The 19,415-nt window shown below is 61.6% G+C and carries 17 protein-coding genes and 1 pseudogene; 8 read left to right on the forward strand and 10 right to left on the reverse strand.

All coding sequences use genetic code 11. The features are described from left to right. The 6 genes from AC1DWF_RS20675 to AC1DWF_RS20700 all read left to right on the forward strand — a co-directional run. A partial coding sequence (locus tag AC1DWF_RS20675) for a creatininase family protein (protein ID WP_476842005.1) occupies nt 1-685 on the forward strand: 685 nt, incomplete at its 5' end. 145 nt (nt 686-830) lie between these two features. Continuing rightward, on the forward strand, nt 831-1,802 hold the full coding sequence (locus AC1DWF_RS20680) for an ABC transporter permease (RefSeq protein WP_476784806.1): 972 nt from the start codon (nt 831-833) through the stop codon (nt 1,800-1,802). A 1-nt stretch (nt 1,803) separates the two neighbouring features. Next, a complete protein-coding gene (locus AC1DWF_RS20685; protein ID WP_476788596.1) occupies nt 1,804-2,715 on the forward strand; it encodes an ABC transporter permease in 912 nt (303 codons plus the stop codon). Then, complete coding sequence (locus tag AC1DWF_RS20690; protein WP_476788595.1) at nt 2,712-4,400, forward strand: dipeptide ABC transporter ATP-binding protein; 1,689 nt, start codon at nt 2,712-2,714, stop codon at nt 4,398-4,400. Before AC1DWF_RS20685 ends, AC1DWF_RS20690 begins: the two co-directional genes overlap by 4 nt. A 513-nt stretch (nt 4,401-4,913) precedes the next feature. Next, nucleotides 4,914-5,729 (forward strand): porin family protein, encoded by an 816-nt coding sequence (locus AC1DWF_RS20695; RefSeq protein WP_476785428.1) that lies wholly within the window; start codon nt 4,914-4,916, stop codon nt 5,727-5,729. A gap of 35 nt (nt 5,730-5,764) precedes the next feature. Continuing rightward, the gene (locus AC1DWF_RS20700; protein ID WP_476842008.1) at nt 5,765-6,829 is read left to right on the forward strand and encodes a linear amide C-N hydrolase; all 1,065 of its coding nucleotides are present in this window, start codon (nt 5,765-5,767) and stop codon (nt 6,827-6,829) included. Between the two features lie 519 nt (nt 6,830-7,348). Here the strand turns inward: AC1DWF_RS20700 and AC1DWF_RS20705 are convergent. The 10 genes from AC1DWF_RS20705 to AC1DWF_RS20750 form a co-directional block, all read right to left on the reverse strand. Then, a complete protein-coding gene (locus AC1DWF_RS20705; protein WP_476788593.1) occupies nt 7,349-8,134 on the reverse strand; it encodes an SDR family oxidoreductase in 786 nt (261 codons plus the stop codon). 1 nt (nt 8,135) lies between these two features. Then, nucleotides 8,136-9,071 carry a dihydrodipicolinate synthase family protein gene (locus tag AC1DWF_RS20710; RefSeq protein ID WP_476788592.1) on the reverse strand — a complete coding sequence of 312 codons (936 nt, stop codon included), beginning with the start codon at nt 9,069-9,071 and terminating at the stop codon, nt 8,136-8,138. An 18-nt stretch (nt 9,072-9,089) separates the two neighbouring features. Further along, nucleotides 9,090-10,544, reverse strand: a complete 1,455-nt coding sequence (locus tag AC1DWF_RS20715; RefSeq protein ID WP_476788591.1) for an aldehyde dehydrogenase family protein — start codon at nt 10,542-10,544, stop codon at nt 9,090-9,092. A 13-nt stretch (nt 10,545-10,557) separates the two neighbouring features. After that, nucleotides 10,558-10,890, reverse strand: coding sequence for a 4Fe-4S dicluster domain-containing protein (locus tag AC1DWF_RS20720; RefSeq protein WP_476786642.1), 333 nt, complete (start codon nt 10,888-10,890; stop codon nt 10,558-10,560). Between the two features lie 7 nt (nt 10,891-10,897). After that, nucleotides 10,898-11,674: an enoyl-CoA hydratase-related protein gene (locus AC1DWF_RS20725; protein WP_476788590.1), complete on the reverse strand. Its 777-nt coding sequence runs from the start codon at nt 11,672-11,674 to the stop codon at nt 10,898-10,900. A gap of 77 nt (nt 11,675-11,751) precedes the next feature. After that, nucleotides 11,752-12,945, reverse strand: coding sequence for a CaiB/BaiF CoA transferase family protein (locus AC1DWF_RS20730; protein ID WP_476842006.1), 1,194 nt, complete (start codon nt 12,943-12,945; stop codon nt 11,752-11,754). Between the two features lie 20 nt (nt 12,946-12,965). Continuing rightward, nucleotides 12,966-14,318 carry an FAD-dependent oxidoreductase gene (locus tag AC1DWF_RS20735; protein WP_476785686.1) on the reverse strand — a complete coding sequence of 451 codons (1,353 nt, stop codon included), beginning with the start codon at nt 14,316-14,318 and terminating at the stop codon, nt 12,966-12,968. A gap of 42 nt (nt 14,319-14,360) precedes the next feature. After that, a complete protein-coding gene (locus tag AC1DWF_RS20740; RefSeq protein WP_476785687.1) occupies nt 14,361-15,197 on the reverse strand; it encodes an ABC transporter permease in 837 nt (278 codons plus the stop codon). Continuing rightward, complete coding sequence (locus AC1DWF_RS20745) at nt 15,197-16,000, reverse strand: ABC transporter ATP-binding protein (RefSeq protein WP_476788588.1); 804 nt, start codon at nt 15,998-16,000, stop codon at nt 15,197-15,199. Before AC1DWF_RS20745 ends, AC1DWF_RS20740 begins: the two co-directional genes overlap by 1 nt. Continuing rightward, nucleotides 15,997-17,037: an ABC transporter substrate-binding protein gene (locus AC1DWF_RS20750; RefSeq protein WP_476788587.1), complete on the reverse strand. Its 1,041-nt coding sequence runs from the start codon at nt 17,035-17,037 to the stop codon at nt 15,997-15,999. Before AC1DWF_RS20750 ends, AC1DWF_RS20745 begins: the two co-directional genes overlap by 4 nt. Nucleotides 17,038-17,240: 203 nt before the next feature. Here AC1DWF_RS20750 and AC1DWF_RS20755 point away from each other — a divergent pair, with 203 nt between their 5' ends. Both AC1DWF_RS20755 and AC1DWF_RS20760 read left to right on the forward strand, forming a co-directional pair. Further along, nucleotides 17,241-18,200 (forward strand): LysR family transcriptional regulator, encoded by a 960-nt coding sequence (locus tag AC1DWF_RS20755; protein WP_476842007.1) that lies wholly within the window; start codon nt 17,241-17,243, stop codon nt 18,198-18,200. Between the two features lie 231 nt (nt 18,201-18,431). After that, a pseudogene (locus AC1DWF_RS20760) lies at nt 18,432-19,415 on the forward strand (gamma-glutamylcyclotransferase); the annotation flags it as partial.

A 19,415-nucleotide genomic window follows, 5' to 3' on the forward strand; every position in this document is an offset into this window, starting at 1 on the left:
GCATTGGGCGATGGTCGAGGCGACAGCTAAAGAGGACGACCGCTGCGTCCTGCCGATCGGCTCGATCGAGCAGCACGCCTATCTCAGCCTGGCGACCGACATGATCCTGGCGGAGCGCATTTCGGTGGAGGCGGCCGAACCGCTCGGCGTGCCGGTGTTCCCCTGCCTGCCCTATGGCATGGCCTCCGGCTTTGCCGATTTCCCCGGCACGATCACGCTGTCGTTGCGAACCTACATCAACGTCATCGAAGACATTCTGGACAGCATCTACCGGTCGGGTTTCCGACGCATATTGATCGTCAACGGCCATGGCGGAAACACGCCGGTCAACCCCTTGCTGTCGGAGTGGATGAACAGCCATCGCGACACCTCGGTCAAGCTCCACGACTGGTGGCGCGCGCCCAAGACGATGGGAAAAGTGGTCGAGATCGACCCTGCCGCCAGTCATGCCAGCTGGATGGAGAACTTCCCTTGGACCCGGCTGGAGGGCGCCCCGATCCCGAATTTCCAGAAGGAACGCATCGACTTCGCCGCGTCCGCACGCGTGGATGCCGGCCGCAAACGTGAGCGCATCGGCGAGGGCAATTATCACGGCGTATTCCAGCGGCCGGACGCCGACATGATGGCGATCTGGGAGGTCGGCGTCGAAGAGACCCGGCACGAAATCGAGCACGACTGGCACTAGGGCGCGCCTTGCGTCTGCAAGGACCAAGAGGACGCTCTGAATACTGGATCAACGCATCGTTTAGCCTTTGGGCCCGGTGCGCCAAGCGGCGACAGAAGAGGCGGCCCGTCATGTATTTCCGACCCACGGCCCGGAAGGCGTTCAGATGACCAGCTTCGTTCTTCGCAGACTGGCACAGGCGCTGATCGTGCTCATCGTCATGTCGATCCTCGTCTTCGTCGGTGTCTTTGTCATCGGCAACCCTATCGATGTGCTGATTTCGCCAGACGCGACGCAGGAGATAAGGCAGCGCGTGATCGAGGAGTACGGGCTCAACCAGCCGCTGTGGAAACAATATGCCGACTTTGTCGGCAATATGCTGAGCGGCGATTTCGGCCGCTCCTTCGTGTTCAACATGCCGGTCGGCGAACTGATCCTGCAGCGGCTTCCAGCCACCCTCGAGCTTGCTGTCACCGCGGTCCTTTTGGCGACGGTCGTCGGCGTGCCACTCGGCATCTATGCCGGCTACCGGCCCGACAGCTTGGCGTCGAAGGTCATCATGGCCGGCTCGATCCTCGGCTTTTCGGTCCCGACGTTCTGGATCGGACTGATGCTCATCATGGTCTTTGCGGTTCAGTTCGGCGCATTGCCGGCTGGCGGCCGTGGCCAGACTGCCGAGCTGTTCGGCATCCCGTTCTCCTTCCTGACGCGTGATGGCTGGGCGCACCTGCTGTTGCCCGTCATCAACCTGTCTTTGTTCAAGATGTCGATGATGTGCCGGCTTGCTGCTGCGGGAACGCGCGAGGTGATGATGCTGGACACCATCAAGTTCGCGCGCGCCGCCGGCATCCCGGAGCGCACGATCCTGCACCGCCATGTCCTGAAGCTGATCTCCATTCCGCTAGTCACGGTCTTCGGCCTCGAGCTAGGCTCGACGCTCGCCTTCGCGCTGGTGACCGAGACGATCTTCAGCTGGCCGGGGCTCGGCAAGCTGATCATCGACAGCATCGCCTCGCTCGATCGGCCGGTGATGGTGACGTACCTGATGATGGTCTCCGTCCTGTTCGTAGTCATCAACCTGAGCGTCGATCTGGCCTATGCGGTCATCGATCCACGCCTGCGTCACAAGGGGCGCTGACATGTCCACCGTCCAGCCGCAGGTCAACACAGCCCCTGTCGCGCCATCGGCGCTGCGCGAATTTTGGCGCATCTTCTCCCGCAACAAGGTGGCGGTCGTCGCCTTGCTCGTGGTCGTCGTCATCGCGCTGCTTGCGATCTTTGCGCCACTGGTCGTGCCGCAAGATCCCTACGACCTGAAATCGCTGGTGCTGCGCGACGCGCGCAAAGCGCCAGGCCATGTCGGGGCTAATGGCATGCACTACCTCCTGGGCACCGACAGCCAGGGCCGTGACCTTTTGTCGGCGATCATCTACGGCCTGCGCATCTCGCTCGAGATGGGGCTGATCGCCGGCGCGATCGCCTTCGTCATCGGGGCGATCGTCGGTTGTTCCGCAGCCTATGTCGGGGGCCGTACCGAGACCCTGGTCATGCGGCTCGTGGACGTCCAGCTTTCCTTCCCGGCGATCCTGCTGGCCTTTGTCATCGCGGCGCTGCTCGGTCAGGGCAAGGCCCAGCTAATCCTGGCGCTCGTCTTCGCCCAATACGCCTATTTCGTGCGCACCGCCCATGGCGCGGCCGCGGCCGAACGGCAAAAGGACTATGTCCAGGCGGCGCTGTCGGTGCCGATGAGCGGCTGGTTCGTGGTCACTCGCCACATATTGCCGAACTCGCTGCCGCCGCTGATCGTGGTGGCCACGGTTCAGGTCGCTTCCGCCATTTCGCTTGAGGCAACCCTGTCCTTCCTTGGCGTCGGCCTGCCGCCGACCGAACCGTCGCTTGGCATGCTGATCGCCAACGGTTTCCAGTATCTGCTCTCCGGCCGCTACTGGATCGCCATCTATCCTGGCCTGGCCTTGATAATCCTCATCATGGCGATCAACCTCGTGGGCGATCAGGTCCGCGACCAGCTGAACCCGAGGCTGCGTAAATGACCGAACTGCTCCAGGTCGAGAACCTGCGAACCTATTTCCACACTGAGCGCGGTGTGGTGAAGTCGGTCGACGGCATTTCCTTTTCTCTCGCCAAGGGCGAGATCATGGGACTGGTCGGCGAGTCCGGTTCGGGCAAATCAATCACCGGCTTTTCCATCATTGGGCTGATCGATCAGCCGGGCAAGATACAGGACGGCAGCTCCATCCGGCTCAATGGACGAGAGCTGGTCGGCCTGCCGCAGGCGGAGCTGCGCAAAATCCGCGGTCGCGAAATCTCGATGGTCTTCCAGGACCCGATGATGACCCTCAACCCGGTGCTGAAGATCATCGACCAGATCGGCATGGCGATCCGCGCCCATAACAAGGCCTCTGACGCCGAGGTCAGGCGACGCGCCGTCGAGGCACTGGCACGGGTGCGCATCGTCGACCCAGAGCACAAGGTCGACCAGTATCCGCATCAGTTCTCCGGCGGCATGCGSCAGCGCGTCGCCATCGCAATCGCGCTGCTGCACAACCCCAAGCTGGTGATCGCCGACGAACCGACGACCGCGCTCGACGTGTCGGTGCAGGCCGACATCCTGAAGGAGATCAAGGCGCTCGTTGCCGAGCTCGGCATCTCGATGATCTGGGTCAGTCACGATCTGGCGGTCGTTTCGTCGATCTCGCAGAAAGTCGCTGTCATGCGCCATGGCCGCATCGTCGAGTCGGGTCCAATGGATCAGGTGCTTGGCGCGCCGCAACACGCCTATACGCGCGAACTTCTCGATGCTTTGCCGTCGCGCTCCAAGCCCGGCCAGCTGCTGAACTCGGCCACGACCGAGGCGGCGGGGCCGATCGATGCGCCGGCCACCGCCGTTCCCGCAACCGAGCCCTCCGGATCGGATGCTTCGTTCGTGCAGGTCGACAACGTCGACATGATCTTCCAGCAGCCAGTGGGTCGCTTCCGTCTGGCCGAGCGGCTGGGGCTCGCTAGGCCGTCGCCGGTCGTGCACGCGGTCAACGGCGCCAAGCTGACTATCGCGCGTGGTGAAGTGCTTGGGCTGGTCGGCGAATCCGGCTCCGGCAAGTCGACGCTCGGGCGCATCGTCTGCGGCATGTACAGCCCGACCAGCGGAGCGGTGCGTGTCAACGGGCGCGTCGTGCGCGCCGACGGTAGCAAGCTTGGCACGAATGTGCAGATGATCTTCCAGGACCCCTACGCTTCTTTGGATCCGCGCCGCACGATCTTCCAGTCCATGGCCGAAGGTCCGATCGCGCACCGTCTGTGCAGCCGCGCCGAAGCACGCGCCTATGTGAACCGCTGGCTGAAGGCGGTGGCGCTTGACCCTGTGCTCGCCGACCGCTATCCGCACCAGTTCTCCGGCGGACAGCGCCAGCGCATCGCCATTGCCCGCGCGCTGGCCATGCAGCCCGAACTGATTGTCTGCGACGAGCCGGTGGCCTCGCTCGACGTTTCGATCCAGGCGCAGGTCATCAACCTGTTGATCACATTGCGCCGCAGCCTGAATCTGACGCTGCTGTTCATCAGCCATGACTTGTCCGTGGTCCGCCACCTCTGCGACCGCGTCGTGGTGATGCGGCGCGGTGAGATCGTCGAGGAGGCGGAGGTGAGCACGCTGTTTGACGAACCTGCCCACGCCTACACGAAGATGCTGCTCGCAGCCGTCCCACAGCTCTCCGTCTAGGCCACGGCGCTGTCACATTGTCTGCGGCGTAAGGTTCGTGGACAATGGGGCCAAGCGATGCAATGGCCGAGAAGGAAGGCAACGCGAGGCTCGCATTGGGCGAGTACTGCTGATGTGCAGGCCGTTTTTCCAAAGGCGAAGGTGGTGAACGGTGAACGTGTCCGCTTCGAGGTTGCTAGGGGCAACTACCGACCTCATCTCTGCTATTCATGGCAGGAGGGGAGAACGCTTAAAGCGGACCTTGCAGATCGCAGTGGTCTTGGATCATATCTGTCGCAGGTTTTTGGGAACTCTGCAAAACCAGGACACACAGCGCTCGACACAACTGATTTTAACGAACTTCGTCAGTCTACGTAACATAGTTGCAATTAGTGTGGGGCTATCGTGCTGTTGCGATTTGGCGAAAATTATCAACACCTGATCCAGGCTCGGGACTCCGCCTGTCGCAATCGCCAAGAGCAATCAATCTTCGCCCGCATAGGCGCGGTTCTGTCGCCTTGGTATGCCGTTGTCATTGCCTTATCCCTCTGCAGCGCACATTCCGTATATGGCGCGGACGCTACCCTCGACGTGCCGGAAGATCACGGCCTGGTGAAACCTCCAAACTGGGCCTTGCAGGTCACGCCCTATATGTGGGCGGCCGGCCTCGATGGACATATTTCGCCGTTCGGGCGGGCCCCGACCATCGGCGTCGAAAAGTCATTCTCCGACGTCATAGACGACCTAAACTTCGGCGGTTTCGTCAATATTTGGGGACGCTACGACCGCTTGGTCTTCTCGGGCGACATCATGTATGTCGATACGACGGACAGCCACGATACCGGACCGCTGCCGGCATTCACGATCCCCGGCGTCGGCGTGATACCGTCGGGCGGCAACATCGATGCGAAGGTCGATACGAAACAATTCACCGCGACATTGATGGGCGGCTACCGGGTCATCGATACGCAGCAGTTCACCCTCGATGCCCTTGGCGGCGCGCGCTTCTGGTACATCTCTAACGATGTAAAGCTTACCGGGAGCCTTGGCGGTATAAGCGGGTCCGTCAGCCACGACGAGAGCTTCGGCTGGGTCGATCCGCTGGTCGGCCTGCGCGCCTTCCTTCCCCTAACGGAAAAGCTGTCCCTTCAGGGGCAGGCCGACATCGGTGGCTTCGGCGCTGGTTCCGATCTCACATGGTCGGCGCTGGCTACCGTCAACCACGTCTTCAGCGAGCACCTTTCCGCCTCCGTGGGCTACAAGGTGCTCGACGTCGATTACGATCACAACGGTCACGTCTATGACACGCGCCTCAGCGGCCCGGTTCTCGGCATGACCTATCGGTTCTGATCGGCAAAGGTTTCGCGCAGTTTTCTTACGGATTGGTGTTCAACATGTCTCGATTCACACGCATTCTAGCCGCCTTGACTGCCGCTGCGGCGCTGCTGACCGCCGAGGCCCAGGCCTGCACACGGGTCGTCTATCAGGGGCCTGACGGGCGGAATCTCACGGGCCGCAACATGGACTTCAAGGATCCGATGGTCAGCAACTTCTGGGTCTTTCCTCGCGGGATGAAACGAAATGGAGCCGCCGGTTCGCGTTCGATGGAATGGACATCGAAGTTCGGCAGCCTGGCCGTCTCCGGCTATGACATCTCTACGGTCGACGGCATGAACGAAGCCGGCCTCRACGCCAGCCTGCTATGGCTCAACGCCACAAAGTTCCCGGAGGACGACGGGACGACGCCTCGTATGTCCCTCTCGATCTGGGCGCAGTTCTACCTCGATCAGTTCGCAACGGTCTCGGAGGGCGTCGAATACGCGCGCAGCCATGCCGTGGAGGTGGTAAGCGGTGAGGTGCCGGGCCGTCCAGGCAGTCTCGCACCGCTGCATCTGACGCTCTCCGATGCCACCGGTGACAGTGCCGTTCTTGAGTGGATCGACGGAAAGCTTAGCATCCATCATGACCGCGCGTATCAGGTGGTAACGAACGACCCGCCCTATGGCGACCAGCTCGCCAACCAGAGATACTGGAGCGCGGTCGACTCCCTCAAATTCCTCCCCGGCAGTGGCCGTTCCGAAGACCGTTTTGTGCGCGCCGGCTTCTACATCAATGCGGTGACCCAAAGCGACGACCCTCGGATTGCCGCCGCTGCTGTGTTCAGCGTTATCCGCAACGCTTCGGCACCCTATGGCGTAAGCATTCCCGAAGCACCTAACCTTTCCACGACCCGCTGGCGTGTGGTGGCGGATCAGAAGAGCATGCTTTTCTATGGCGAATCGGCAACGTCACCCAACGTTTTCTGGGTGGATTTGAAGAAGCTCGACTTCTCCGAAGGCGCGCATGTCCGCAAACTGGATCTCGGGGTGGACATGGCCCGTGTCCTTGCCGGCGAGGCATCGAGCCAGTTCGTCCCTGCAAAGCCGTTCGACTTCATGGAGGCCGAATGAAGGAAAGTAGAGTATGACGGACGGATATGAAGGTTCGCTCCTCGCCTTGTGGTAGAAACGTTACCGTCGCGACCAAGGCTGCTTTTTGGCCAGCCGATTGGAAACCCGCCAGTCCGTTTCCCACCCCGAATTCGACGCTGCGTGGCGACTGGTGACCTTTGGCAGCAAACGACCTCATTGTCGCCGTTCGGGGTGCCTCCGTCGCCGCGCGAAACTTGCCATTCGTTCGGTTTCCCACGGACGGCAGAGCGGGGGCCGTTTGCAGATGGTCCGGATTTGGGAACATCCGGCGATAAGCCGCCATTCGTGCCCTGTGCAAGTTCCCTACTGCCTACTAGCCCGCGGCCCTGGCTGATGCTGTCTGGAACAGCGTCGCTGACCCGCCGAAAGATAGCCCCCAGATGACCGTGCTGACGACAGCGTACGATCCTCACTTCACGCATGACTCTCAGCCACCCGGCTTGGAAGCTATCGATGCCGAAAGGCAGGGTCACAGGCAGCAGAGACCTCGCAACTAGGCTAGATCGAACGTATCATTCCCCCGTCGACCCTTATGAGCGAACCTGTCACGTAGGACGCTCGCTCGCTTGCCAGAAATGTCACCACGTCGGCAAACTCCTCCGGTCTGCCATACCGGCCTACCGGAATGGTCGCCGCCGACTGACGCGCAACTTCCACAGGGTCGGTGCCAGTCCGTTGCGCGGCACTGGCATCGAGAGAAGCGACCCGCTCGGTTCCAATCCTTCCTGGCAACACCACGTTGGTGGTGATGCCGTGCCCCGCAACTTCGCCAGCCAGTGTCTTCGACCACCCGACCAATGCAGCGCGCACTCCGTTGGAAATGGCCAGATTGGCGATGGGCTGCTCGACACCGGAGGACGCAATCGTGACGATGCGTCCCCAACCGCGTTTCTTCATAGCTGGCAGGAGCGCCTGCGTGAGATGGATAACGTTGGCTGTCATGGCCTCGAATTGAGCGATCCAGTCGGCACGCGGCGCGTTTTCCGCACTCGATGGCGCTGGTCCCCCGCTGTTGTTGACGAGAATATCGACACCACCGGCAGCATCAATCTGCCGTGCCAACGCCTCCACCGAGGCAAGATCGGCGAGGTCGAGACGCAAGGAGGTGACTGCCGCCTCCTTTTCCGCGGGAAGCGTTGCGACCCATTCGGCGATCCGGTCAGTGTTCCGCGCGGCTGCATAGACATTTGCCCCCTCCATCGCCAGCGATCTCGCAATGGCGGCACCAAGGCCCCGGCTGGCGCCCAGAACGAGAGCCTTCTTGCCCGACAAGCCGAGTTCCATATTAGCCGATCCTTTCGAGATAGCGCGCCTGGCGTTCGACCAGGAAGGCGATGTCCTTTAGGTCCAGCGCGTTGAGAAGCTGGCGCGGCTTGCGCATGACTGGCGACTTGATGGCGCCACGCTGCGCCAGGATATGCTTGCGCACCGCCAGGCCGATGCCCGGCTGCTGCTCGTAGCGGGCGAGCGGCAGATAGGCATCGAAAAAATCGTGGGCGCGTGCCACCTCGCCGCGGGCATGGGCCGCAACGACATCGACCATCATTTCCGGATAGGCAAAACCGGTCATCGCGCCGTCGGCACCGCGCGTCAGTTCGTCCGGTAGGAAGAGCCCGCCATTGCCGACCAGCACCGAAACCCTCCTCAACCCACTCTCGGTCTCCCGTTTGCGCAGGGCGCTGATCTTGTTGAGGCCGGGCCAATCCTCGTGCTTGACCATGACGCAGGTCGGAATGGCATCGATGATACGGGCAATGACCTGGACCGGAACCTGCACTCCAGTGACCAGCGGATAATCCTGAAGCACAAAGGGAATGGACGGCCCGAGCGCTTCGGCGACGGATTCGTAGTAGCTGAATATTTGGTCGTCGGAGCGTAGATGGCCAGGCGGCGCCACCATGACCCCGGCCACGCCAAGCGCCATGACGTCATGGGCAAGTTCACGCAGCGAGGCAAGGCCGCCGCTGGAAACGCCAACGACGAGCGGCACACGGCCGGCCGTGGCCTCCACCGCCGTCTTGACGAAGATGCGCGATTCCTCAGCCGTCAGCTTCGGCGCCTCGCCCATGATGCCGAGCAGCGTGAGTCCCGAGCAGCCCTTTTCCAGATAAAAGTCGATCATCGTGCGCGTGCTGTCGAGATCGACCGCCTCGCCGTCGGTGAATGGCGTCACACAGATGGCGTAAACGCCCTCTGCCTGTTCGTTCAGTCTGTCTGTCATGTCTCTCTCCTCCTCCGTTCAGCCAGGCAGCACGTAGGCAGTCTTGACCGTAGTATAGAATTCGGCCGCGTAGCGACCCTGTTCGCGTGGGCCGTAGCTGGACCCCTTTCTGCCTCCGAACGGGACATGAAAGTCGATCCCAGCCGTGGGTAGATTCACCGTGACGATGCCGGCCTCGGCGTTACGCTTGAAATGGCTCGCATGCTTGAGGCTGGTCGTGCAGATGCCAGCCGAAAGCCCAAATACCGTGTCGTTCGCCACGGCAAGCGCCTCCTCGTAGGTTTTCACGCGCAGCACGCAGGCGACCGGTCCGAAGATCTCCTCGCGCGCGATGCGCATCGAATTGTTCGCATCGGTGAACAGCGCCGGGCGCATGTAATGGCCGGGCTTTCCGGCGTCGAACGTCTCGCCGCCGAACGCCAGCGTGGCGCCGTCCGCGCGGCCGATCTCGACATAAGAGAGGTTCTGTCGAAGCTGGCTCTCATCGACGACGGGACCGATATGGCTCGCCGGATCCAGGGCATCGCCGACAACGAGGGACTTCATGCGCTCGATCAGCGCCGCAACGAACCGATCGTGGATGGCCTCGGTAACGATCAGGCGGGAGGATGCGGTACAGCGTTGCCCCGTCGAAAAGAAGGCGCCGTTGGCAGCGCATTCCACCGCAATGTCGAGGTCGGCATCGTCAAGCACGACAAGCGGGTTCTTGCCGCCCATTTCGAGCTGCATCTTCTTGAACGAGGCCACACAGGCGGCAGCCACCCGCGCACCCGTCTGGACCGACCCGGTGAAGGTAACGGCGGCAACGTTGGGATTGGCGAGTATTGTCTCCCCGACCACCGCCCCTCGGCCATTGACCAGGTTGAAGACACCCTTCGGGCAACCTGCCCGCTCGACGATGGTTGCAAGTGCGTTCGCCGTCGCCGGCACGAGATCGGCGGGCTTCCAGACGACCGTATTGCCATAAACAAGGGCCGCGGCGATCTTCCACGACGGTAGGGCAATGGGAAAATTCCATGGCGTGATGATACCGATGACGCCCACCGGTTCGCGCGTGATCTCGATCTCGATGCCCGGACGAACCGATGGCAGCTTCTCGCCGGCAAGCCGCAAGGCCTCCTGAGCGAAGAACAGGAAGACCTGCCCTGCCCGCGCCGTCTCGCCAATGCCCTCGGCAAGCGTCTTGCCTTCCTCTCGCGACAGCAAGCGCCCGATCTCGTCCTTGCGGGCGAGGATGTCGTCGCCGATCCTTTTCAGAAGATCGTGGCGCTGCTGCAGGCCGGAACGGGACCACTGGGCAAATGCCTGTCGGGCAGAGGCGATCGCAGCGTCAGCCTCGGCGCGCGTCGCCCGCACGCTGCGGCCGACAACCTCCCGCGTATCGGAAGGGTTGATGTCTTCGGCCAATTCGCCGCCAGTCATCCATTCGCCGCCGATGTAGTTGCCGAAAATATCTGGGCTGGAAAGGCTCATCGTTCGTCGTTTCCTATGAAAGGCGATTGCGCAAATTCAGGACGTAGGGATGGTCGCTCGTGCTCTTGGGTACGAGCGAGATGCCGCCAGGCGAACCCCATCCGGTCACCGCATCGCTGAAGAATGCGGCATTGACCTCTTCGAAGGGCTTGAGGTCATCCGGCAGGTCGATCTCGGCAAAGATCGCCTTGACCGGACAGACTGAGACGCACAGTCCGCAATTGATGCACTCCTCGGGCTGGATGTACATCATTGCCCCGCCCTCGTAGATGCAGTCGACCGGACAACTCACCTGGCAGGCGCCGTCCTTCACGTCGATGCAGGCCGTGGTAATCACATAAGGCATATCCCACCTACCGACCCTGCCAGACGGGCGCGCGCTTTTCGCGGAAGGCAGTCACGCCTTCGTATTGGTCGGTACTGCCGAGAGCAGTCATCAGGGCGGGCAATCGCATGCCGCTGGCATCGTAAGCGCCATATTGCTCGACCGCGCGAACCACTTCCTTGACCGCCTTCAGCGACAATGGCGCGCAGGCGAGCACGCCTGCCACCCACCGGTCCACCGCTGCATCCAGTTGGTCCGGCTCCACGACCTCGTTGACGAGCCCAACGCGATAGGCTTCCGCAGCGTCGATGCGTGCACCGGTCAGCAACATGCCCATAGCGATCGCGCGCGGTATGCGCTGGGACAACTGGGTGATGCCGCCGGCGAGCGCCAGCCTGCCGAAGCGCGGTTCCGGCAAGCCGAAGGAGGCTGCGCTGGATGCAATCACGATGTCGCAGCCAAGCACCATCTCGAAGCCACCGCCGAGCGCCAGCCCGTTCACCCGAGCAATAATGGGAACATTGAGCGTGGTGCGGGTGGAAATGCCGCCGAAACCTCCACCGAGCATCGAGGCCCAATATTCGAGCCCTCGCTTTTCCGACCCGCTCTTCATGTCGGCGCCAGCGCTGAAGGCGCGCTCGCCACTGCCTGTCAGCACCACGCAACGCACATCCGGATCTGCCTCGATCTTGTTCCAGACATCGACCAGCGCGGCTTGCGTTTCCGCATCGACCGCATTCATCACCTGCGGCCGGTCGATGGTCACGCGCGCCAGATGGTCTTTCACTTCGCAGACGACTGTCATTTTGTCATTTCACCTCTGGGCCCGGCGCCATTCCGGACGGCGGGCGTCATTGCGTTGCGGGGCGGTAGCAGCCTGACTTACGCGCGCTTTGCCGTTCGAACCGGCCCGGCCGTGTCGATCGCCGGTGTTGAACGGATTTCCAGCTCTGCCAGGATCTCCGTGGTGTGCTGGCCAAGGCGCGGCGGGTCGTGCCGCAAGCGGAAAGCCCCCTTCTGCAAACCGAGCGGCGAACCGAAGTACCGTTCGCCATTCTCGGTGGTGACGAGCTTGCCGTTTTCAGCGGTCTGGGGGTGATCCAGGGCCTCGCCGAGATCTAGCACCGGCGCGCAGAGAATATCCTGCTCGTCGAAGCGCTCGAGCCAGTGCGCGGTCGTGTTGGTGGCAATCGTCGTGCGGAACAGGCGTTGTAGCTCCGGCTTATGGGCGATCTGGCCGGTAATGTCTGCGTACTTCACCTCTTGCGACAGATCGGGCAGACCCAACGCCCGGCAGATGAGCTGCAAGGGGTTTTCCTTGAAGGCGCCGACGATGACGATCGCACTATCGGTCGTGGGGAAAACGCCGCTCAGCGGACGGTCTCCCCAGTTGAGTTCGCGGCCGTCCTTGAACCAGACAGCCACCTCCTGCATCTGCATTGCCAGCATGGAGTCGAACATCGCAACCGACACCTTCTGGCCGCGGCCGGTCTTTTCGCGCTGAAGAAGCGCCAGCATGATCGCCTGGGCAAGATGCATGCCGGCCGTATAGTCGCACAGCGCCGTGGCGAAGACCGCTGGCGCGGCGTCCGCGTTGGGCTTGCGCGCCATGACGCCCGACAGCGCCTGAAGCAGGATGTCCTGCCCGCCCTTATAGGCGAGCGGGCCGGTGCCGCCAAAACCGGTGCCCGAGGCGCAGACGATGCGCGGGTTGATCTCCGACAGAACGTCGTAACTAAAGCCGAGGCGGTCAATCACGCCTGCCCGGAAATTGTCGACGACGACGTCTGCGGTCTTCACCAGATCGTAGATGACTTGGCGGCCCTCTGCGCTGCGGACGTCGACCTCCATCGAGCGCTTGTTGCGGTTGACCGAACGGTAGACGRCATTCTCGATGCCTTCTGGGTCTTCCTTGAAGGAATGGCGGATCAGATCGCCGAAACCGGGTTTCTCGATCTTGATGACGTCGGCGCCGTAGTCGGCCAGCACCAGCGTGCCGCAGGGGCCGAACATCACTTGCGTGAAGTCGATGACGCGCACGCCTTCCAGCGGCTGGGGCATTTCTCGCTTGTCCATGTGCTTTTCTCCAGCTGCCGTCACAGGGCCATCTCGGCGACCGGTGCGTCGACCGGTGCATCGCCGGGATCGGCGCCCTGGCTTCGTAGCAGTGCGCGAACCTTGGCTATGTCGACATCGGCCACGTTAACACCGGCATTCAGGGCAACTGCCGCTGCCACGCCGACCGCCTCGCCCATGGCCATGCATGGCGGAATCTCGCGGGAAATCTTCTGCGCATCGGACGAGGACGAATAGTGCCGGCCGGCTACCAGCAGGTTGTCGATGCCCTTCGGCAGGAACGAGCGGTAGGGATAATAGTAGTCACGCCCACGAGCGACCGTATCGTGGAAATACCTGCGCTCCAGAACGTCCTGTTTGGTGACGACATACTCGCCTTGCAGGAGACGGGTCTGGCGCACGCCAAGCTGCGGGGCCACGTCTATGAAATAGGCATTGGCGAAACCGAGCAGATGCGCTTTCGCATAGTCCATTGCGTCATGCATCCGGCGGCGGCCCTCGATATCGGCCCTGGTAAGATCGTCGACCTTCAAACCGTCGAACCCGGCCATGTGCGGACAATTGCACCAGATGACGCCCGGAAGCGGCGTCTTCAGCCACCACTTCTCCCAGCTGCCGCCGAGGATGCGCTTCACCTCGCGGTCGATCCTCTGGAATTCTTCCGGCGCTTCATATTCGAAGCGTTCGGCCTCGTCGGTATCGATCCCGCCGAGGCGGAAGACGGTCGTGAGGATGAACGCGCCGGCGGTGAATGCACTGCCTGCCGAGGCTGCGACGTCGAGATCACCCGACGCATCTACGATGATGGACCCCATAATGGCCTGGCGGCCCTCCTTGGTCTCGCATATCACGCCCACGGCCCGGCCATCTTCCACGATCGTCTTGGAGAACCAGGAGTGAGTGCGCAGATGCACGCCAGACTCCATGACGATATCGTTGGAGGCGCGTTTGAAGGCATCTGGGTCGAAGGCAGCAGCCGGGCAGATTTCCGGCGGCTTCTTCTTGGAGTGCAAGTGGTAGACGCCCCAGCGACCCCACTTGCGGTAGAGTTCGGGGCTCGAGCCATGTTCGGCTTCCGGCGGCACCACGCAGAGACCCATTTTCTCCATGCGCTCGATGACTTCGGAGCAGATGCCGCGAACCGTCTGGTTCTTGCCGTCCGACATGTCATCCAGCACCAGCACCATGCCGCCCGAGGCAAGGCCGCCGAGATAGGGGTAACGCTCGAGCAGGATGACCTTGGCACCGTTCCGTGATGCGGCCACCGCGGCGCTGATGCCGGCGGGCCCTCCGCCCACCACGACCACGTCGGCGTGTGCGACAACAGGGACCCGACCCTGATTTTCGACAATATGATCCCGTGCAATCGACATTGCAGTTTCCTCCAGTATTTAAGATTTGTTTTGAAGATTCAGCTACTTGGTGCCGTCGAAGCGCCACTTCAGCATGTGTTTTTCGAGCCAGGCGACCAGTCCGAAGAAGATCGCGGAGAAGGCTGACGCCACGATGATCGTCGCATAGAGGATCCCGGAGTCGTACTGATAGGTGGCCTGGATGATCAGGGCGCCGATACCAACGGTCGCACCGATCCATTCGCCGATTATCGCTCCCACCACCGCACTCGAGGCGGTGATCTTCAGCGCGGAAAACAGATAAGGCAGCGCACCATAGAACCGCAGCTTGATAAAGACCTCGCGCTCGGAGGCCGACAGGATCTTCATCAGCTCCAGATGTTGCTCGGAAACGTCGCGCAGGCCGCGCGTCATGTTCACCAGCGTCGGGAAGAAACAGATCGTGGCCACGATGATGATCTTCGGCACGAAACCGTTGCCGAGCAAAAGCACCAAKATGGGCGCCTTTGCGACCAGCGGAATGGTGTTGATGACGACGATCAACGGAAAGAACGCCTGGTCGATCCAGCGCCGGTAGACGAAGGCGACAGCCACCAGGCAGGCAAGCACATTGCCGATGATGAAGCCTACGATCGACTCGAACGCCGTCACGCCGAGATTGTGCATAAGCATCGGGAATTCGGAAACGAGCGTGCTCATCACCGTTGACGGCGCGGGCGCGATGAAGGCCTTGACGTCGAAGAAGCGTACCGTCCATTCCCACAGGAGGAGCGTGGCGACAAAGACTGCCAGAGGCAGGACGATGCCCTTGTTACGCTCCAGGAAACCCGTTTTTTGCGCCGCGTTGCCGGCCTGTGCCATGTTGGCTGCTGCCACGGCATCGACAGAGGAAGAGTGCATCAGCAGGTCTCCAGAACTTTACGCAGGCGTATCGATGTTTCCACGAACTCCGGCAGGTCTTTGGTTGCCGAGATACGCGGCCGCGGAAGGGGAATGTCGATCATCTCCTTCGTTCGCCCCGGACGAGCCTGCAGCAGAAGTACCCTCTGGCTGAGAAAAGCCGCCTCATAGATGGAGTGGGTCACGAACATGATCGTCACCCCTGTCGTTTCCCAGACACGCAACAGCGCTTCGTTCAGGTGATCGCGGGTAATCTCGTCGAGCGCACCGAAGGGTTCGTCCATCAGCAGCAGCTTCGGCTGATTGACGAGCGCGCGGGCGATGGAGACCCGCTGCCGCATGCCGCCGGAAAGTTGGCCCGGGAGCGCGTCCCGCCGGTCGCCGAGCCCGACGAGGTCGAGCAGTTCGGCCGGTTCACGCCGGTTCGATTGCTCGCCCGCATTACCGATTTCCAGCGGCAGCCGCACATTTTCGAGCGCCGTGCGCCAAGGCAGCAGCGCCGCATCCTGAAAGACGAAGCCGATGTCGCGCCGTTTGCGCGCTGCCTCGGCGGTTCCGCCGAGAACATCCACCGAGCCGTGAGACGGGCTGATGAGATCGGAAACCACCCGCAGCAAGGTGGACTTGCCACAGCCAGAGGGACCAAGGAGCGTCAGGAAATCGCCCTGTGCGACGTCGAAGCTGACGTTCTCCAGGGCTCGGACCGGACCGAAATCCACGCTGACGTTGCAGAGCCGAACGGCAGGTGTCTCGTTCGGCATCGGAGAAATGGCGCCGGCCCTTTCAGGCACCGAGTGCATCATACGACAATCCTCGCGCGCTGGCCTTTCGTGGCGTCGAGAATGGCCCTGGTCATGACGTTCTCGACCTTCGGCGCGCTGGAGCTGAACTGTTTCAACTCATCGAATGTCTCGATTTGGTCGCTCCAGATGGCGGGTTCGAAAGCACCCCAGCCGTCATTTGCGGCGAGCTCGCTGCCGGCGAACTGGCGCAGGAGCCCAATGGCCTTAATCTCGTTTTCGTATTTCAGGTTCGGATAGGCCTTGACCAGAATCTCGACCCCCTTTTCCGGATTGTCGAAGGCGTATTTCCAGCCGCGGCTGGCCGCCCGCACATAAGACGCGAAGGCTTCGGGATCGCTGTTCAGCTTTTCCGAGGTCGCGAAATAGGGAAGCGGCAGCAGACGCACGCCATTGTCCCAGAGCGGCAGCTCGACCGCATCGTCCCCGAGCAATTCACGCTGACCGACATTGGAACGCCAGCCGGCTATGGCGTCGACCTGCCCCGACAGAAGCGGCTTGGCATCAGAGCCGATGGTGATCACCTCGACCTTGGATTCATCGATCCCGTTCTTGCGAAGCAACGCGCTCAGAAGGACTGCCCCGCCGGCAGGCTGGACGCCGACACGCTTGCCGACCATGTCCTGTGGCGTGTTGATCGGCGCGCTCTTGAGCGAGAAATAGGCAAAGGGATGGACTTGCAGCGCCACCGCGAAGCACTGGATCGGAATCCCCTTCGAAGCCGCCAGCATGATTTGGGGGCTCGAGGACTGCTGCCCGATATCGTACTGCCCGGAGGCGACCAGCGGTACCGAGTCGATATTCGGGCCGCCGGCGCTGATTTCCACCGCGTTGCCTTCCTCCTCCTGGTAGCCAAGTTCGCGGGCGAGGATATCGCCGATGTGCTGGCTGTTGATGAGCCAGCCGAACTGGACATTGACCTTGCGCGTTCCTGCTGCCCGGGCGCGGTAGGGCACGATAGCCGGTGCTGCCAACCCGACTGCCACCGCAGCTGAGAATTTGAGCACGTTTCGCCGGCTTATGCGCAGATTGTCCTGCATAATTGCTTTCCTCCATCCACTCATCGATTGATGGTGACCTTGTTCCCGACAAGAACGCTAGTCGAATAAAGGCATCGCAAAAAGTTCAAATTTTCGAGCGCCCCGTTGCCATGTCGGCAACACCATCCTACCCTCGGTTTTTGGGGATTTCAGGCCCGTTCCGAGCCGTATAGCGCCAACCAGGCACCGCTTCCGAGGATGTCATGCACGCAGCCGTATTGCGCTACTTCGAGCAGGTTGCCGAGAGCGGTTCGATCCGTGTCGCCTCGGAGGTCCTGCATGTTGCGCCATCCGCGATCACGCGCCAGATACTCAATCTGGAGGCCGAGCTCGGCTGCAAGCTGTTCGAGCGCCTACCCACCGGAATGCGACTAACCGCAGCCGGTCATGTCTTCCTGCGACACACCAGACGCACGCTGTCGGACTGGCGCAACACCGCGGGCGAGCTTACCGCCCTTGCCGGACAGATTGCCGGCGAGGTCCGCGTTCTCGCCACACCTCCCCTCATCATCAGGGTGTTGCTGGGTGCAATCGAGTCCCTCGTCGAGGAGCATCCTCGGGTTCGCTTCAACGTCACCGATGCCAATGTGGTCAACAAGGCAGATCAGATGCAGCTCGGCCATCCCGATATCGCGCTTTTGCCATTCGATCGTCGCTACAGGCAGTTCGAACTTCTCGATCAGCTCAACGTACGCGTAGGCGTAGTGGTCACGCCAAACCATCCTCTCGCCAAAGAGAATACGCTAACGCTCACGCAGTGCGCCGAGCATCCCGTCCTGATGGTCCAGGACATGTGGATCCAGAGGCATTCGGACGTCGAATTTCAGGAGACGGGGGCCGAGTACCAGCCGCGCATCGTATCCTCGTCCTGGCCGCTTGCGCGCGAAGCGGCACGGCGAGGATTAGGCGTCGGTTTTTTCGCCTCCGTCGGTGTTGCCAAGGAACTTGCATCGGGTGAACTGATCTTTATCCCCCTCGATATCCCCGGCTACGTCACCAGCAGCCTATCGCTCTACGTCAATGCCGATCGAAAGCTAGCACCTGAGGTGGCTGTCACTGTCCAGCATATCAAGGCCAAGTTTGCCGAGGTGCGTTCGCTTCTGCCGTCAGTGGCGATGCCGACGACGAGTTCGTCAGGATCTATGCGGAGGCAAGATCGGTGAGTTTCGCTGGTTTGAACCGGCGTACTGCTCCTTTGGGGCCGAGACCGGACTGGCGGCTTTAGGCGTCCAAAATGCGAACATGGACATTCAGCCCCGAGCGGCTCATAGGGCCTCAACCCGGACATCCCGCTTTGCCACGCCGGTTTGAAAGCTAAGCGACATCGGTCTACTGATGAGATTTTCGCAAACCTTTGCATGCGCGGTGCAACTAGCCCGTCGCGGGAGTAGATCATGTTGAAAGCTACCGAAGAGGAAGTCCGGGAATATTTTGAATGGCAGGCGCCCGACCTCGAAGTGACTTTCATGCAGAAGGTCTACTCGGAGATCGTTCTCAACACCCGCCACGACGTGTGGGACATCCACACCAACAAGGATCGGTGGTGGGTCATCACGGGCGGCACAAACCTCTACTCTCAGGAGCAATTCCCCAATATGGACCTTGCTCTGACCTTCCATATTGGCCTGATGCTCCGCATCCCGCGTACGGAAAAACAACAGGAAGGCGATCTACGCATCCTTCCGTTCGGTCCTGTCTTCGAGAAGATGGAAGAAGCTGGCACCGCCGTGACACAAGCGCAAAACCTCTCGGACTATCAGGCCGTCGGCGTTCGCTGCCGCGAGGCGCTACTCGAGCTGATCGGCGTCGCGCAGGACGCGGCAATGTGGTCAGACACACCGCCACAGCGTGCGAACTTCCGAGCGTGGACGGAGATCATCTGCAACGATCTTCTGCCGGGCGACACCAATAAAGAGCGTCGCGGGGCCCTCAAAAGTGCGCTCGAGTCTGCATGGACGGTTTCAAACTGGCTGACGCATTCAAAGTCGGCCACGTGGATTGATGCCGACATGGCGCAATCGTTGATCCAACACGCCATCGGCATGGCGACATCATTGATCATTCGCGAGTTGCGCGGGGTGCCTTCAGAATGCCCGAACTGCGGCTCGCCCCATCTCGAACCCGGCCACGGCGAAAATACTGAGGCACCGGGTATACTCTGGGAACGACCACTCTGCTCCGATTGCGGATGGGCCGGTAGGCCCGTTCCAATCCTCGACCTCGAAGATGGGCAGCCCATCATCACACGCGAAGGCAAAGAAACCGACGAGTGCAGCATAATGACAGTACCGCTGCGCACGATTCTGAAGCCGAGAAATCCCACCATCGAGCCGCTGAAGACAGAAACCGGACCTCCGGAGCACGTCGTGTATTTTGCC

This window comes from Aminobacter sp. P4_D5, from assembly GCF_056401815.1.

Coding starts and splice junctions, on each gene's coding strand:
- AC1DWF_RS20680 (WP_476784806.1), top strand. CDS start 831: ATGACCAGCTTCGTTCTTCGCAGACTGGCACAGGCGCTGATCGTGCTC.
- AC1DWF_RS20685 (WP_476788596.1), top strand. CDS start 1,804: ATGTCCACCGTCCAGCCGCAGGTCAACACAGCCCCTGTCGCGCCATCG.
- AC1DWF_RS20705 (WP_476788593.1), bottom strand. CDS start 8,134: ATGGAACTCGGCTTGTCGGGCAAGAAGGCTCTCGTTCTGGGCGCCAGC.
- AC1DWF_RS20710 (WP_476788592.1), bottom strand. CDS start 9,071: ATGACAGACAGACTGAACGAACAGGCAGAGGGCGTTTACGCCATCTGT.
- AC1DWF_RS20715 (WP_476788591.1), bottom strand. CDS start 10,544: ATGAGCCTTTCCAGCCCAGATATTTTCGGCAACTACATCGGCGGCGAA.
- AC1DWF_RS20720 (WP_476786642.1), bottom strand. CDS start 10,890: ATGCCTTATGTGATTACCACGGCCTGCATCGACGTGAAGGACGGCGCC.
- AC1DWF_RS20725 (WP_476788590.1), bottom strand. CDS start 11,674: ATGACAGTCGTCTGCGAAGTGAAAGACCATCTGGCGCGCGTGACCATC.
- AC1DWF_RS20735 (WP_476785686.1), bottom strand. CDS start 14,318: ATGTCGATTGCACGGGATCATATTGTCGAAAATCAGGGTCGGGTCCCT.
- AC1DWF_RS20745 (WP_476788588.1), bottom strand. CDS start 16,000: ATGATGCACTCGGTGCCTGAAAGGGCCGGCGCCATTTCTCCGATGCCG.
- AC1DWF_RS20750 (WP_476788587.1), bottom strand. CDS start 17,037: ATGCAGGACAATCTGCGCATAAGCCGGCGAAACGTGCTCAAATTCTCA.
- AC1DWF_RS20755 (WP_476842007.1), top strand. CDS start 17,241: ATGCACGCAGCCGTATTGCGCTACTTCGAGCAGGTTGCCGAGAGCGGT.